11 protein-coding genes and 2 pseudogenes are annotated in these 13,915 nt (G+C 68.9%); 6 read left to right on the top strand and 7 right to left on the bottom strand.

Translation table 11 applies throughout. From position 1 onward, the window contains the following. Positions 1-278 precede the first annotated feature (278 nt). Complete coding sequence (locus OG798_RS51715) at positions 279-1,070, top strand: IS5 family transposase (protein ID WP_328760207.1); 792 nt, start codon at positions 279-281, stop codon at positions 1,068-1,070. Here OG798_RS51715 and OG798_RS51710 read toward each other — a convergent pair. From OG798_RS51710 to OG798_RS51700, 3 genes and pseudogenes are all read right to left on the bottom strand, one after another. Then, the gene (locus tag OG798_RS51710; protein ID WP_328759778.1) at positions 1,027-1,578 is read right to left on the bottom strand and encodes a hypothetical protein; all 552 of its coding nucleotides are present in this window, start codon (positions 1,576-1,578) and stop codon (positions 1,027-1,029) included. The two genes, OG798_RS51715 and OG798_RS51710, sit on opposite strands and share 44 nt — an antisense overlap. 59 nt (positions 1,579-1,637) lie before the next feature. Beyond that, complete coding sequence (locus OG798_RS51705) at positions 1,638-1,850, bottom strand: helix-turn-helix domain-containing protein (RefSeq protein ID WP_328759776.1); 213 nt, start codon at positions 1,848-1,850, stop codon at positions 1,638-1,640. Continuing rightward, positions 1,844-2,614 (bottom strand): annotated as a pseudogene (locus tag OG798_RS51700) (transposase family protein); the annotation flags it as partial. The pseudogene OG798_RS51700 and the gene OG798_RS51705, both read right to left, overlap by 7 nt. Positions 2,615-2,883: 269 nt before the next feature. Here OG798_RS51700 and OG798_RS51695 point away from each other — a divergent pair. Then, complete coding sequence (locus tag OG798_RS51695; protein WP_328759774.1) at positions 2,884-3,261, top strand: hypothetical protein; 378 nt, start codon at positions 2,884-2,886, stop codon at positions 3,259-3,261. A 166-nt stretch (positions 3,262-3,427) separates the two neighbouring features. Here the strand turns inward: OG798_RS51695 and OG798_RS51690 are convergent, their stop codons facing one another. After that, positions 3,428-4,297, bottom strand: a complete 870-nt coding sequence (locus OG798_RS51690; protein ID WP_328759772.1) for an SDR family NAD(P)-dependent oxidoreductase — start codon at positions 4,295-4,297, stop codon at positions 3,428-3,430. Between the two features lie 189 nt (positions 4,298-4,486). Here OG798_RS51690 and OG798_RS51685 point away from each other — a divergent pair, with 189 nt between their 5' ends. Both OG798_RS51685 and OG798_RS51680 read left to right on the top strand, forming a co-directional pair. Next, on the top strand, positions 4,487-5,347 hold the full coding sequence (locus OG798_RS51685; RefSeq protein ID WP_443054154.1) for a helix-turn-helix transcriptional regulator: 861 nt from the start codon (positions 4,487-4,489) through the stop codon (positions 5,345-5,347). A 215-nt stretch (positions 5,348-5,562) separates the two neighbouring features. After that, the gene (locus OG798_RS51680; protein ID WP_328759768.1) at positions 5,563-7,734 is read left to right on the top strand and encodes a hypothetical protein; all 2,172 of its coding nucleotides are present in this window, start codon (positions 5,563-5,565) and stop codon (positions 7,732-7,734) included. 309 nt (positions 7,735-8,043) lie between these two features. Here the strand turns inward: OG798_RS51680 and OG798_RS51675 are convergent. Then, positions 8,044-8,400 (bottom strand): annotated as a pseudogene (locus OG798_RS51675) (fructosamine kinase family protein); the annotation flags it as partial. 798 nt (positions 8,401-9,198) lie between these two features. Here OG798_RS51675 and OG798_RS51670 point away from each other — a divergent pair. Beyond that, a complete protein-coding gene (locus OG798_RS51670) occupies positions 9,199-10,248 on the top strand; it encodes a terpene synthase family protein (protein ID WP_328759766.1) in 1,050 nt (349 codons plus the stop codon). A 77-nt stretch (positions 10,249-10,325) separates the two neighbouring features. Here OG798_RS51670 and OG798_RS51665 read toward each other — a convergent pair whose 3' ends face one another. After that, a complete protein-coding gene (locus OG798_RS51665; protein WP_328759764.1) occupies positions 10,326-11,126 on the bottom strand; it encodes an aminoglycoside phosphotransferase family protein in 801 nt (266 codons plus the stop codon). Positions 11,127-11,735: 609 nt separating this feature from the next. On the opposite strand from OG798_RS51665, the gene OG798_RS51660 reads away from it, so the two are divergent. Next, the gene (locus OG798_RS51660; RefSeq protein WP_328760206.1) at positions 11,736-12,674 is read left to right on the top strand and encodes a L,D-transpeptidase; all 939 of its coding nucleotides are present in this window, start codon (positions 11,736-11,738) and stop codon (positions 12,672-12,674) included. A 605-nt stretch (positions 12,675-13,279) separates the two neighbouring features. Here OG798_RS51660 and OG798_RS51655 read toward each other — a convergent pair. Next, positions 13,280-13,903 carry a TetR/AcrR family transcriptional regulator gene (locus tag OG798_RS51655; RefSeq protein ID WP_095850204.1) on the bottom strand — a complete coding sequence of 208 codons (624 nt, stop codon included), beginning with the start codon at positions 13,901-13,903 and terminating at the stop codon, positions 13,280-13,282. Positions 13,904-13,915: the final 12 nt, after the last annotated feature.

Raw genomic sequence — 13,915 nt, 5'->3', positions numbered from 1 at the left:
GGTGCTCTTAGAAGCTGTTGTCTTTTCGATCTTGAGCGGTGGCGGTCGAACGCGGATTCCCGGTCGGGTGATCCTGTCGTGGCCAGAGCATGAAGGCGGGGCCTCCTGAACAGCTCGTGGGTGTCGAATCCATAGAGCAACAGGAGGCCCCTGTGCTGCAGTCTTCCGTGTCGATGGCCGGACGGTCCAACTCGGCCGCTCCAACGTGTGATTGCCTCGCGCACGTGTACGGCAACGCGGCCGACCGGCCCGAACGGCAGCGCCGGTACCCGACGGACATGACGGACGCGGAGTGGGCCGAGGTCCGGCCGCTGCTGCCGGTGCCGGGCTGGATGCGCGGGCGGGGCGGTCGGCCGGAGGGATACTGCCACCGCGCGCTGCTGGACGCGATCCGGTACCTCGTGGACAACGGCATCAAGTGGCGGGCGATGCCGGCCGACTTCCCGCCGTGGGACCGAACGTATGCGTTTTTCCGCCGCTGGCGCGACCACGCCCTGGTCAGAGAGTTCCATGACCGGCTGCGCGCCCGGGTCCGCGAGCGGCTGGGCCGGGACGCGCAGCCGACGGCCGGCGTGATCGACTCGCAGTCGGTCAAGGCGGACGCCGTCGTCGGCGCCGACAGCCGTGGCTTCGACGGCGGCAAACAGATCAATGGACGCAAGCGGCACGTCGTGGTCGACACTCTCGGCCTGCTGCTGGGCGTGATGGTCACGAGCGCGAATGTCGGCGATCGAGCCGCCGCCCAGGTCCTGCTGCGCCAAGTCGCCGACGCCCACCACCTGCTGACCCTCGTCTGGGCCGACGGCGGCTACACCGGCAGCCTCGTCGAGTACTGTCTGGCCACGTTCGGCCTGGTCCTGGCGATCGTCAAACGCAGCGACGACATGCGTGGCTTCGTGGTGCTGCCCAAGCGGTGGATCGTCGAGCGTCTCTTCGCCCACCTCATGCGCACCCGCCGCCTGGCCCGCGACTTCGAACGCCGCACCGCCAGCGCCGAGGCGATGATCTACTGGTCGATGACCCTGCTCATGACCCGCCGCCTGGCCCGCTCACGCCGCGGGCGGGCGTGAACCGGCCCGGCGCCGGCTCGGCCAGCCAGCCGCGCGCGACCAGGCGTTTCGCCTTCGACCTCAGCGCCTCCACCCGCGCCGGAACCACGTCCATGCCGAACGAAGCGGCCATCTCCTGGCAGGTCATCGGCCCCTGCCCGAGCCGAGCCCGGTCCGCGAGCGCGGTGAGGATGCGCTGGTAGTCCACCGACAACGCCGACCACGCAAGCCCGTCACGCCACACCGGCACCTGCGATTTCGTCTTCGCCGCTTCCGGCGTTGGCGATACCTCCCCGGCCTGCCCGTCGGCGGCCGGTGCTGTCCGGTCGGCCTGGTCGTGGCCATGCCCGGTCTCATCCGCCGGGGCAAGCACCTCGCCCACCCGTGAGCGAGCGATGGCCCATTCCTTCCAGACCCGCTCCGCCACAGCCAGTTCAGCCTGGACCCGGTCGGCCTCCTCCCGCAGCTCGTCCACGCGACGGCGAGCGACGAGCTCGCGCTGTTCCAGCAGCCCCACGACCGACGGCATCCATGACCTCCACAGCAGCGGCGACACAACAGGCCACCACTCCCACAGGATCACCGACCCTATACCTGACCAGCGGAAACGTTCTCCTCAAACCCGGAAAGACAACAGCTTCTTACCCGCGGCCAGACCTCTTTCTTCCACAGCTCCACCGCGTCGTCGTTACGCTCGATCGCGCGGCGCGCGGGCTGCTTCCACGACCAGTTGTGCCGCTTGAGGAGTCGCCACGTGCCTTCCACCGTGTACGAGATGCGGAAGAGCCGACCGATCAGCATCTTGACGCGCGCCAGGGTCCACCGCTGGTCAGCCCAGCCGTGTGCGACGGTCCACGCTCCAACTTCCGCTCCAGTCGGGCGACCTGGGTGCCGCTGAGCCTCGGCCGACCGGGCGCCCCCTTCGAGGCGACACCATCCGCGCCGCCCCCACGCCACTGTCGCCGCCACCGCTCCACCGATCTTTCAGACACTCGCAGAGTGGCAGCGACGACCGTGTTCTTGTCCCCGGCTTCTAACCGAGCCACTGCGTCCAGCCGCACTCGCTCCCGGACCGCTCTCTCGGCGTCGGTCAAGCCGCCGCCCTGCGCGCCTTGGTAGCCCTTGTCCGCCCAGCAGGCCAGGCCCGCCTCGGTGAGGGCGTCGATGATGCCGTGGGTGCGGGCAGCCTTGATGTCGTGCACCGCACCGGGCAGGGCCGACGAGGCCCACAGCAGATTCCCGTGCGGATCGGCGATGACCTGCACGTTCATCCCGTGCTTCTTGTGCTTGCCGGGGTAGTACGGCCGGTCGGCGGCGGTCCGGTCGATCGGTAGCAGCGTTCCGTCCAGGGTCACGAACGCCTTGGCCTAGGCAGCCGTCACAGCCGTGGTGAGGTCGGGCGCCCGCGCCGCGAGCAGTCCGACGGCTTCCGTGATGTACCGGTACACCGTACTCACGCCCACCTCGAATCCAACCGCGAGCTGAGCGTAGGTGTGCCCCAGACGCAGGTGTGCCGGCACCAGCAGCGCCTGGCGGCTGGCGGAAAGCCGGCACCACCGAGTCCCGCACGCCGCCCAGCACACGAAGCTCCTGGCAGCACGGGCGATCTTGGTCGTGAACCCGTCTACCAGCAGCTTCATCACGTGCGCAGGCCAACCGGCAGGCTCGTCAACCAGGTTGGCAGTCGACTTCATCGCTGCGGGTTCTGTATAGGCTGGTGCGCGTGGATGTGACGGGGTGTCTTGGGTGTGACCTTCTGGCCGGGCGCCGGGAGTTGCCCGGGGGCGTGCTGCACGAAACGGCTGCTTGGGTGGTGAACCACGTCGTCGGTCCGATGAATCTCGGCACCTTGATCGTCGGTCCGCGGGAGCACGTCGTGGCCATCGCGGAGCTCGACGACACGGCAGCGGCGGAACTCGGCCCCTTGCTGCGCGATACGGCTCGTGTCGTGGAGACGTTGTGCCGGCCCGAGCAGACCTATGTCTGTATGTGGTCGCACGGCCGCGACGCGCGCAAGCACCTACACATCGCGGTCCAGCCGGTAACCGCGGAGGTGCGGGCCCGCTACGGCGGGCTGCGCTCCGAGCAGCTCCAGGCCCGGATGCTGGCGGACGGTGACGAGCCGGACGCCACGGATGTCGAGCAGTTCTGCGAGCGGGCTCGCGAGCTGTTCCGAGCGATCACCGCCAACAGCGCCGAAGACCGCAGCTGATCAACGGTGCCGGGCCGACGTCACGGCGCAGTCGGGCGAGCACATGCGAGGAAACACTGCAGTCCTCCCCATCACGCAGGCTCAACGTGAGGCTGGAGAAGGCTCACTGCGTAGTTCATCCGGATCTCTGCGGGGTCGGCGGTCTCCAGGTAACCCTCGGGGCAACTCATCGGGCGCCCGCCCCGACCAGGTCGGCGGTCGCGTCCCACAGCCGGCCGGCCATGGCCGGGTCGAGGCCGGCCTTGCCTTGTCGGCGGAGCGCCGGGGAGCCCCGGAAGCCGCCGAGGCCGTCCGGCCCGACGTAGGAGTTGCCGGGGACGTCCTGGGTGGCGGCGTAGAGCAGCGACAGCGCTCCGCGCTCCGGGGCGTTGGTGAGGAACGTGAATCGGTTGATGACGTTCGACCGGGAGTGGGCCGCCAGCGAGGTGCGGGCGATGCCCGGGCTCGCGAGCACCGAGCGCACCGGGCTGCCGGCGGCGGTCAGTCGGCGTTGCAGCTCCAGCGAGAACAGGACGACGGCGAGCTTCGACGCCTGGTAGGCCTGCATCCCGTTGTGCTTGCGCGTCCGCCAGTCGAGGTCGGCCAGGTCGATCCTGCCCTGCTTGTGCAGTTCGCTGGTGACGTGCACCACGCGGTCGGTGATGTGGTCGAGCAGCAGGGTGGTCAGCAGGAAGGGGCCGGTGTAATTGGTGGTGGTCTGCAGATCGAGGCCGTCGGCGGTACGCGCGGCAGGGATGTCCATCACGCCGGCGTTGTTGATCAGGATGTCGATGTCGCCGGACCAGGCGTCGGCGAAGGCGCGCACCGAGGTCATGTCCGACACGTCGAGCGGGCGGATGTCGAAGGAGCCCGGCAGGTCGGCGACGGCGTGGCGGGCCTTGCCGGGGTCGCGTACCCCCAGTACGACATGGGCACCGGCACGGGCGAGTTCGCGTGCCGTGATCAGGCCGAGGCCACGGCCGGCTCCGGTGATCACCACTGTACGGCCGGTCAGGTCCGGGAGGTCGTTCGCGGTCCAACTGGTCATGCTGGTCATGGGTCTTGGCTCCGTGGTTTGTGGTTTGTGGTTCGCGGCTCGCGGCTCGCGGCTCGCGGTTGTGGGTTCGCGGCGACCGGTGATCGCATCGCCAGTGAACTCGCCGCACCACGGGCGCTGGAAGGACACGCGCAACCACTGACTGGCAGGTCGTGGTTAAGCCGCGCCGGATGGCCAACGATGGGGACCATGGACCATACGTTCGACCGCTCGTCCCTGGGTGCCTTCCTGCGCACCCGTCGTACGGCGCTGCAACCGGAGGACGTCGGGTTGCGCCGCGGACAACGCCGACGCGCTCCTGGCCTGCGCCGCGAGGAGGTGGCGGAGTTGTGCACCATGTCCGCCGACTACTTCGCCCGGCTGGAACGCGGCGACGGGCCGCAGCCGTCGGAGCAGATGATCGCGGCCATCGCCCGCGGCCTGCGGCTGACCCCGGACGAACGCGATCACCTGTTCCTGCTCGCCGGCTACCGCACCGCCCGCCGTGACCTGCGGCTTCAGCACGTGAGCCCCGGACTGATGCGGGTCATGGACGGCTTGGCCGGTACCACCGCGCAGGTCATGGGCCCGCTGGGCGAGACATTGCTGCAGACACCGTCCGCAGTGGCACTGCTCGGCGAGCAGACCCAGTACACCGGCAACGCCCGCAGCGCGACGTACCGATGGTTCACCGATCCGGCCGCCCGTGAGCGGTACCACCCCGAGCAGCACGACGCCAACAGCCGGACCAACGCCGCGCTGCTGCGCGCGGCGGTCACCCGGGACGGGCCCGGCTCCCCCGCGGCGGACCTGGCGGACGTCCTGCTGCGCACCAGCGAGGAGTTCGCCCGGTTGTGGGAGCGCCACGAGGTGGGCCTGCGGTGGAGCGAAACCAAACGGTTCGTCCACCCCCAGGTCGGACAACTGGACCTCTACTGCCAACTCCTGCTGGAGCCGGACCAAGGACAGTCGCTGCTCATATTCACCGCCACCCCGGGCACCGAAAGCCACGAAAAACTCGCCCTGCTCAGCGTCCTGGGCACCGACCAATTCGCCGCCGACACCCAGTGACGCCACCCGACCGAATCAGTACGTCGCGCACCTAGTGAACTGGAGGGCTCTTGCCCGCCGCCTTGGCCGTCGCGAGCACATGAGGTCGTAGGGGCTGTCCCGTAACCGTCGGTCGCAGGGAAGATGATCTCGCTGTGGCCGGAGAGATCACGGCGTCGGAGCGCGTACAAAAAACTCCTGTGCGCCGGCTCGCACACCTCTGCGATCATCCCCCAATGGCGCACAGTCTCGAATCGCTGGTCATCCGGCACACCCACCGCCTTTCCACCCCCAAGGGCTCCGCCGGAGAAGGAGCCACCGCCGCACGGCAGTTCGACGCGGCGCTGGCATCCGTGGGCTTCAAACTCTCGGCGGAACTGCTGGAGCGGCTGTCGGGGCTGTCCGAAGCCGCGGTCGTGCACACCGCCAAGCGAACGCTGCGAACCGTGAGCGAGATGGTGGGCGACCACGCCCGGCACAACTCGTACTTCATCGACTTTCCAGCGAACGTGCCGGACACCGAAGAATTCTGGATGCGGTGTGTGACGAAGGCGCTCGGTGACGACACGTCGCGCGAGAACGTGCTGACGCAGCTGGCACACGGGGTGCTGAACCTGCTCAGCCTCCCCACGTACGGCCGCTACCAGCACACCTACGAGGAGATGCTCGCGGCGCAGGACGAGCTGATCGCCTCTGCGGGCGACCGGGTGACCGTCCTGCACCTCGGGCGGGACCTGGACGACGAACTCACGGATCTGTACCTGGCCTTGGCGAGCAGCACGACGCCACTGGGCGAGGACCACCTGCGCGACCTCAAGACCCTCGCCGAGCGGTGCGCGCTCGGTCCCCAGCCGGAGTCGATCCCGGTCCGGGAGAACCGGGCGGTCGTCAACGAGGCGCGTATTGCCGTCGGCGCGGACCTCCTCGTGGACACCGTCATTGACGTGCTGCGGCTGGCCTGTGCGCTGTCGGGCGGCGACGTGACGCTGCAGGAGCCGACCCGGTTTCGGGCACTCTCGCGGCCGACCCGCCGTGCGCTGCTGGCGAGCCTCGACGCCGTGGTCGCGGCGAACCCCGCCAAGCTGGCCGATGTGCACGCGCACCGCGAGCCTTTCAAGCGGCTCGGTGAGCGTCTCCACCCGCACGAGTACCCGCGCTGGCCGCACGCCGCCGATGTGTTCGCCGTAGCGCGGGGCGAGAAGGAGGCGCGGTCCTTCGACAGCCGTGTCGAGAAGCTGCTCGACGAGTTCGACGTCCTCGGTGCGGTGCAGCTGCTGAAGTCCGCTCCCGGCAAGCTGTTCCGCGCCTTGGACCTTCTGCTGCGTATCGCCGCCGACCAGGAGGAGCGGGATGCGGTGGTGGCCGCCGCGGTACGGGTCGCCCCCGAGGTCTCCGGCCGGGTCGTGCTCTCGGTCCGCGAGCACTTCCACAACCGGGAGCGGGAGACCGACGAACCCCGCATCTTCGTCAACCGCCGGGGCCGTGCCTGGGTGACCCCCGACCACCGGCCGACCGTCCCGGCCCCCGACCGCGATCGCCTGATCGCCGCCCTCGACGCCGAGCTGCGCCGCAGGCTCCCGGCTCCGGGCCGGCTGCTGCTCGACCCCGACGTCCTCGACGTGGCGCTCCCGCTCAGCGGCAGGGCGACCGCGGCCGGACTCGGCGTACTGCCGCGAGGTTCGGTCTCGGCGGTCGACGGCGAACAGCTTCGCTTCTTCGTGTACTGGAAGGAGACCGAGAAACGGACCGACTACGACCTCTCGGCGCTGCTTCTCCACGCCGACTACAGCACCGACTCCTGGCTCTCCTACACCTCCCTCAAGGCTGTCGGGGGCGAGCACTCGGGCGATGTCACCGAGGCGCCCGCCGGGGCCTCGGAATTCATCAACCTGTCCCTGGACCGGGTACGCAGCGCATTCATCGTTCCGCAGGTCAACATCTACGCCGGCGAGAGCTTCGAGGAGGTCGAGGAGTCGTTCTTCGGTTTCATGCTGCGCGACGGTGAGCAGAAGGGCCGGCCGTTCGAGCCGCGCACGGTGCGAATGAAGTCGGAGCTTCGCGGCGTGGGTCGAGTGGCGCTGCCGCTGGTGTTCCGACGCGAGGACGACGGCCGGTGGCGCGCGAAGTGGCTGCACCTGTATTTGAAGGGCATCTCGTCGGCCAACCGGGTCGAGGAGAACCAGGTGTCAGTGTCCAAGGTGGTGCGCGCCGTCGTGGAGCGCGAGCATCTGACGGTGCGGTACCTGATCGACCTGATGGCCGGCGACACCACGGCCGTGGACTTGTGGGACGGCGGGCCGGTCCCGGACGAGCCCGTGATGTACATCGGTCTCGAACGTCCCGAGGGGCTGCACCCGGACTCCCGCGTCATCACCCTCGAAAATCTGCGCGACTTGATCCCGGGCTGAGTGCTAGCGTTGCCCAAGGCGAGGCCATGAAGGGGCTTCCTTCTCAATTCCTCTAACGAAAACAAGTTCTTTCGCTTTCCTCGCCGTCGGCTTCGACTGGGAGGCGCCCTCGCGGCGCCTCCCAGTTTTCGTGTGTGCGCCGACGATCATCACCCCGGAAAACGCACGCGACTTGATCCCGAGCCGACTGATAGCATTGCCTTAGGCGAGGCCATGAAAGGGCTTCCTTCTCCTCCGCCGTGCAAGCGGCTTAAATGTGAGTCCCTTCGCTTCCCTCGCCTTCGAGGTCGCTCCGGGCGGCATTCGCGCTCACCGCGCGAACGCCGCCCCTGCCGTTTTCAGGGCTTGTTCCGCGTAGCCACGGTCCCACGGTCGAAGAGCACGGCGTGCACCAGCAGCCGGAAGAACTGGTGCAGTCCGACGCGGTCCGCCCAGCCGTCGGCGAAGCGTGTCGCCCGCTGGTAGCCGTCGAGGACGCGGTCCAGGTAGGCGCAGCCGAAGAGGGCGAGCATCGCCAGGTCGGTCTCGCGGTGGCCGCCGTGCGCGGACGGGTCGATCGGACGGACGTGGCGTCGGCGCCCTCAAGACGTTGCCGTGCCAGAGGTCGCCGTGCCAGAGGTCGCCGTGCAGCCGGACGGGCGGCTCGGCGGGGCCCACGAGGTCGGGAGTCCCGTACGGACGTTTGCCGCCAGATCGCGGAACAGGACCCGTGGAGCCGACCGCGACCCGCAACTGCCCCCTGGCAGCAGCCCGTCACCACCCTCGCTCTCCTGACAACACCGGAAGCCACCCGACCCTCGGTGCCTACCGGCAGAGCCCGCCCATGGTCTCCTCCAGAACGACCTTGCGGCCGATGGCTTCGGAGACGCACGCGACCTGCTCCCGCCGCTCCATCGACCCGGACCGCTCAACGCACACGCCTTGCACTGCTCGTCGAGAACGTCCCCGTACGCAGAAACATCCACGCAAACCGGGACTCACACAAGGCACTCTCGGCAGCACGCCCACCAGTCACCGGAGCCGTCACAACAACTCCTCCCAACAAGCCGTCACAACAACTCCTCCCAACAAGCCGTCACAACAGTTCCTCGCATCGACTCGTCTCGCAGATCACCTCGCGGAGTCCAGGCGTTCGCGCTGATCGGCCGTCAACTCCAGTGACACCCCCGCGACCGCCTCGTCCAGCTCCGTTGCTCGAACAGGGGCTGCATCGGCGCTGAAGGGCGGCCATCAGGTGGACGACCTGGTTGACCGATTCCGCTTCCAACGCCTGCCGGTACGAGGTGCCACGCCGGCTTCGCCGCGGCCACCTGCGTGTTGCGGGCCAGTGCCCGCCCGATCTACCGGCAGCGGCGGTTCCTCCTCCCGGGTATTTCATGGGGAACCAGCGGCGACGGCCCGCTCTGCCGACAGACTGGCCATGACCGGTTCGGAAGAGGACGGGCCGCCATGTGGAGGGATGTCATGCCACAGGACATCGAGTTCGATCTACCCTTCCCGCTTCGGGTCAGCGCGGACATGGAGGGCGCGCGCCGCCGCAACCTTGACTGGGTCCGCCGGCGGGGGCTGGTGGGTGGTGAGCGGTCCGTGGACTGGTACACCTCGTGGGACATGCCCCGACTCGCCGCCTATGGCTTTCCCGATGCCACCGGATGGGGTCTGGATCTGTGTACCGATGCCATGGCGTTCTTCTTCGTCTTCGACGATCAGCTCGACGGCCCTCTGGGCCTTGCGCCCGCCCGAGTCGCCCGGGTGTGCCAGTGCCTGATCGACGTAGTCCACGGCACCGGCCACGTCGGCGACGCGTGCTCGACCGCGTTCGCCGACCTCTGGCGCCGCTGCACCGACGGTGCCGCTCCCGGGTGGGTGGCGCGGGTCGCCCACGAGTGGGAGTACTACTTCGCCGCCCACGCCCACGAAGCGGTCAACCGGTGCCGGGGGGTGCCGGTGGACATGGAGCACTACCTCCATGTCCGCAGGGGCGTCGCCGGGACGGCGCTGCCGTTGTCGCTGGCCGAACGCGCGGCCGGTCTCAGCCTGCCGGCGGCGGTCTTCCACAGCCCGCAGCTGAGGATCATGCGGGAGATCGCCATCGACATCACGCTGATGTGCAACGACGTGTACTCCCTCGAAAAGGAGGAAGCGCGCGGAGACATGGACAATCTCGTCCTCGTCATCGAGCGCACCCAGCACCGCACCCGCGACGAGGCCGTCACCGCGGCCCAGCAAGAAGTCCACCGGTGCTGCAACCGGTTCCAGCAACTCGCCCGCGAGATCCCGGCCATGTGCACCCACCTGGCACTCCCTGCCCCGCAACGGACCGCCGTAGAGACCTACGCCGACGTCATGACCGCATGGATCAGCGGCTACCACGCCTGGGAGACCGAGACCCTGCGCTACACCACCGCACTCAAGGCCCTCCCCAGCACCGGCCCCGGCTACTTTGAGAACATCCTGGGAGAACCAGGTCCCGACCCCCTCGCCCCGGCCACCGACCGATATGCCTCCGGCTGACACGACCCACCCGGTTCCCGGCCAAGCCGGTGAGGAAGCCGTTCATCGATGCCGTCGTGCGGGGTGACTGGCGCCGGTCAGATCAGGGCCCGCTCGAACGCTGCACGGTGACCATCGACGAATGCGTGCTCGCGGCGGCTCCACTCGATGCGTGCCACGATGACGTCCTCGTCGGGCTGAACCTCGCAGGGCCCAGGAACCCACTCGGCCCAGAAACGGGCGTTACGGCTCTGCCGTTGCAAGATGGCGTCGACGAGCTCACCTCGCTCGTGGGCATCGAGTCCGTACGCATCGACCAGCGTCCGGACCTGGTCGGCCTGATCCGGCACAGCGGGGGCGGTGTCCTTGGAAGCGATGCGCCACGTCCACGCCATGTAGCCGACGTCTTCCAGGGGCAGTCCAGGTGCCGCGGCGTCGAAGTCGATGAAGGCGTACGGCAGTCCATCGCGGAAGACCACGTTGTTCGGCCCGCAGTCGTGGTGGCAGACGACGGGAAAGCTCCCTGCCAAAGCGCTGTTGCGGGTCGCGTCGTGCAGTGCGCGCAGAAGCGATCCGGCGGCAGAGACCTGCTGGTCCGACCAGGTACGGAATCGTGCCGGGACCTCACCGGACAGGTAACTGAGTACATCCGTGGTGCCCTCCCGTCTCAGGTAGCGGGGTGCTCTGTCGAAGCCCCGGCGCTCCAGCAGAACGAGGAGGTCAGCGACGAAGCGTGAGACTGGAGTAGCGCGTCGGCGCACCGTCTCACCGACGCGGACGATGCCGGCGGTGATGCGCCCGCCTGTCAGCACCACGGCTTCCTCCGTTTCTTCAGCCTCCGGAAGCACGACGGAAGGGTCAATCGGGGTGAAACGGTCAACTGGGTCCGGCGTTTCCATCCGTCAGCTCCTGATGCGGTTTGCCCTTCGACGGTCTCCCGGCAGTCTGCGTAGGTCACCCGTAGCCTGCGTCTATCCGGTGCAGACCGATACCGTGGGAGGGCTGGAGATGCAATCTCCACACCGCGACCCGACGGGTGCGGAGTCGGCATGGCACCGATCCGTCCGGCCAGTTCTCCGATGTCGCGGCCGCTGCCGTCGGTCTGCGAGACGCCGTCCTCAGCGTGAGCTCGTCGCCGTCCTCAACGTCGGCTCCGCGGCGTGGCCTTCGAGCGGCTGCAGAGCCGGGTCGGCCGCGGCGGCCCGCAGCGCGGGGCCGACTTCACCGTCCACGTCGCAACTGGAGTACGCACGAATTGCTGCGCGGACACCACGGCCGTGATCGAGCGAAGTCGGCAGGCAGCAGGCAGGATGTCGCGCCCCTCGTCGCCCCCGATCCGGCGGTGCGCACCGAATCTTGAGACACGCTTTACGCGGCGCACGCAACTGCGGCCCACGTCATCGTTGTCTGACAGGGAGTCGGGCCCGTCAGGGCCGAAGTGCGAGAGAGCGGGGCAGATCGTGGGACGGCGCAAGGGCGGCATAGGGATCGCATTCGTCACGAGTGTGATGCTGGTGGGCGCGAGTGCCTGCGGCGGGGGCGGCAGTGACAAGGCGAGCGGGGACGACGCCAAGGCGCCGGGAAAGCCTAGTGCGAGCGCCTCCCCGTCACCGACGAAGCCCGCGGGCCCGCCGATGCTGCTGGAGACGATCACCCCGCAGACGGGCACCACGGTCGGCGTGGCCATGCCGATCTCAGTGATCTTCACGAACCCGGTGGCGGCAAAAGCACGGGCCACGGTCGAGAAGCACATGAAGGTGAGCGCCTCCCAACCGGTGGCCGGTGCCTGGCACTGGATGGGCGACAAGCGCGCCGACTGGCGACCCAAGACGTACTGGCCCTCCGGTACGAAGGTAAAGATCGACGCCGACATAAACGGCGTCAGCAACGGCAACGGGCGCTACGGCGTGCACAACTACACGCACACCTTCAACATCGGCGACGACGTGCGCGCGGACGTCTCGGTGACCGGCCACACCATGAAGGTGTCCCGGAACGGCAAGGCGGTGCGCACCCTGTCGATCAATGCGGGCAGCGCTCAGTATCCGACGTGGAACGGCACGATGGCCGTCATCGACAAGCAGGAGAAGGTCCACATGACCTCCTGCAGCGTCGGCATCAGCTGCGAAAAGGGCAGCCCCAACTACTACGACCTGACGCTGCCCTGGGACGTGCACCTGACCCAGTCCGGCACGTACGTGCACTACTCGACCGGCGACCCCAACCCGGGCAGCGGCAGCGCCCGCGGCTCGCACGGCTGCGTCCATCTGTCCATGTCGGACGCCAAGTGGTTCTACGGCCAGGTCAAACAGGGCGACCCCGTCACCATCACCGGCTCGCCCCGTGCCAAGGCCCCGGCCGACAACGGCTACGCCGACTTCAACCTGGGATGGGACCAGTGGCTCGCGGGCAGCGCGTCCGGGGAAGGGACGACTGCGACGCTGTGACGCGCTGCGGGGCGGCGCCAGTCAGCAGTCGATGACGTTGACCGCGAGGCCCACCGTCGTACTCGCCCTTCGGGCCGGCCGGAAACGGCCGGCTCTCCGGCAGGCCCCACTCGTCCAACCGCTGGTCAAGGCCGGCGAACAGGGCACTGAACTCCCGCATGAGCGCCATCGCCTCGCGCGGCCACGCCTGCTCCCGGCGAGTCGCGTGCACTCGCCATCCCGTGATCGACATGGCGTCGGACGATATCCGCGGACAGTTCAACAGCGCATAGCCCAAGTGGGACTCGTGTCGGGCACCCTCGCGCGCCAACGCGAAACGGCGCAACTCGTCGCGGAGGCGATCGGATTCCAGCAGCCGCTGGGCCAGGATCCGCGCTGGAACGCGTACGACCACGTCGCTCTGCTGGATCGTTGCGCACCACCGCCCGAGGAGCCGGGACGCGGTCGTCGTCACCTCGGGTCGGGCGGCATTCTCGCCGCGCTCTGCGGCACCCCGCTGTCCACTTCACCGACGACCGTCGCCATGCGCTCACCCATCGCCGATGCCGACCGCCCTGCCTGCCCGGCCCGCCCGTCAGGCCGTTCCCTGTACCACCCGGGAACCGCTACGGCCTGGCCCGCTCGGGCGGTGCGGTTGCCGCCTGCGACGCCACCGGGGAGGCGGTGAACAGCGCGTGGACGGCTGTGCGGACCTGGTCGGCGACCACCTCGGGGGTCGACGCGTCGAGCTTGCCGTCCAGGTGCAGGAAGGCCAAGCCATGGACCAGGGCCCACACCGTGGTCGACAGCGCGTCCGGATCGGCGTCGGGAAAGGCGCCCCGGACGATGCCACGGACGTACTCCGACAGGGCGGCGGTCGCCTGCACCCGCTCCTCGTTGCCCGGATCGCAGGGCTCCGCGAACATCACCCGGAACATCGCCGGGTGATCGAGCGCGAATCGGACGTAGGCAACGGCGACCGCGGTGAGATCGTCAGGCGTCGCGGGCGCGGGATGCGCCGCGGTCAAGTACCCGGCGAGTTCGCGGTAGCCCTCTGCGGCAACGGAGGAGACGAGCGCGTCGCGGTCCGCGTAGTGGCGGTACGGGGCCGTCGCCGACACACCGGCCCGCCGGGCGACCGCCCGCAGGGACAGTCCGGCGCTGCCGTCCTCCTCCAGTAGCTCCCGCGCGGCGCGCAGGCAGGCGGCGCGCAGATCGCCGTGGTGGTACGAGTCATTCGCTTGTGGCATGGAACACCCTCC

It is taken from the genome of Streptomyces sp. NBC_00271 (assembly GCF_036178845.1).
In the GTDB taxonomy this organism is placed as follows: Bacteria; Actinomycetota; Actinomycetes; order Streptomycetales; family Streptomycetaceae; genus Streptomyces.
Note: the sequence above shows the minus strand (reverse complement) of the source record. Positions and strands in the feature narration are given on the sequence as shown.

What these genes read in the sequence shown, in the direction of transcription:
- OG798_RS51715 (WP_328760207.1), top strand. Translation starts at nt 279, where the DNA reads ATGACGGACGCGGAGTGGGCCGAGGTCCGGCCGCTGCTGCCGGTGCCG.
- OG798_RS51710 (WP_328759778.1), bottom strand. Translation starts at nt 1,578, where the DNA reads ATGCCGTCGGTCGTGGGGCTGCTGGAACAGCGCGAGCTCGTCGCTCGC.
- OG798_RS51705 (WP_328759776.1), bottom strand. Translation starts at nt 1,850, where the DNA reads ATGCTGATCGGTCGGCTCTTCCGCATCTCGTACACGGTGGAAGGCACG.
- OG798_RS51695 (WP_328759774.1), top strand. Translation starts at nt 2,884, where the DNA reads ATGAATCTCGGCACCTTGATCGTCGGTCCGCGGGAGCACGTCGTGGCC.
- OG798_RS51690 (WP_328759772.1), bottom strand. Translation starts at nt 4,297, where the DNA reads ATGACCAGCATGACCAGTTGGACCGCGAACGACCTCCCGGACCTGACC.
- OG798_RS51685 (WP_443054154.1), top strand. Translation starts at nt 4,487, where the DNA reads ATGGACCATACGTTCGACCGCTCGTCCCTGGGTGCCTTCCTGCGCACC.
- OG798_RS51680 (WP_328759768.1), top strand. Translation starts at nt 5,563, where the DNA reads ATGGCGCACAGTCTCGAATCGCTGGTCATCCGGCACACCCACCGCCTT.
- OG798_RS51670 (WP_328759766.1), top strand. Translation starts at nt 9,199, where the DNA reads ATGCCACAGGACATCGAGTTCGATCTACCCTTCCCGCTTCGGGTCAGC.
- OG798_RS51665 (WP_328759764.1), bottom strand. Translation starts at nt 11,126, where the DNA reads ATGGAAACGCCGGACCCAGTTGACCGTTTCACCCCGATTGACCCTTCC.
- OG798_RS51660 (WP_328760206.1), top strand. Translation starts at nt 11,736, where the DNA reads ATGCTGGTGGGCGCGAGTGCCTGCGGCGGGGGCGGCAGTGACAAGGCG.
- OG798_RS51655 (WP_095850204.1), bottom strand. Translation starts at nt 13,903, where the DNA reads ATGCCACAAGCGAATGACTCGTACCACCACGGCGATCTGCGCGCCGCC.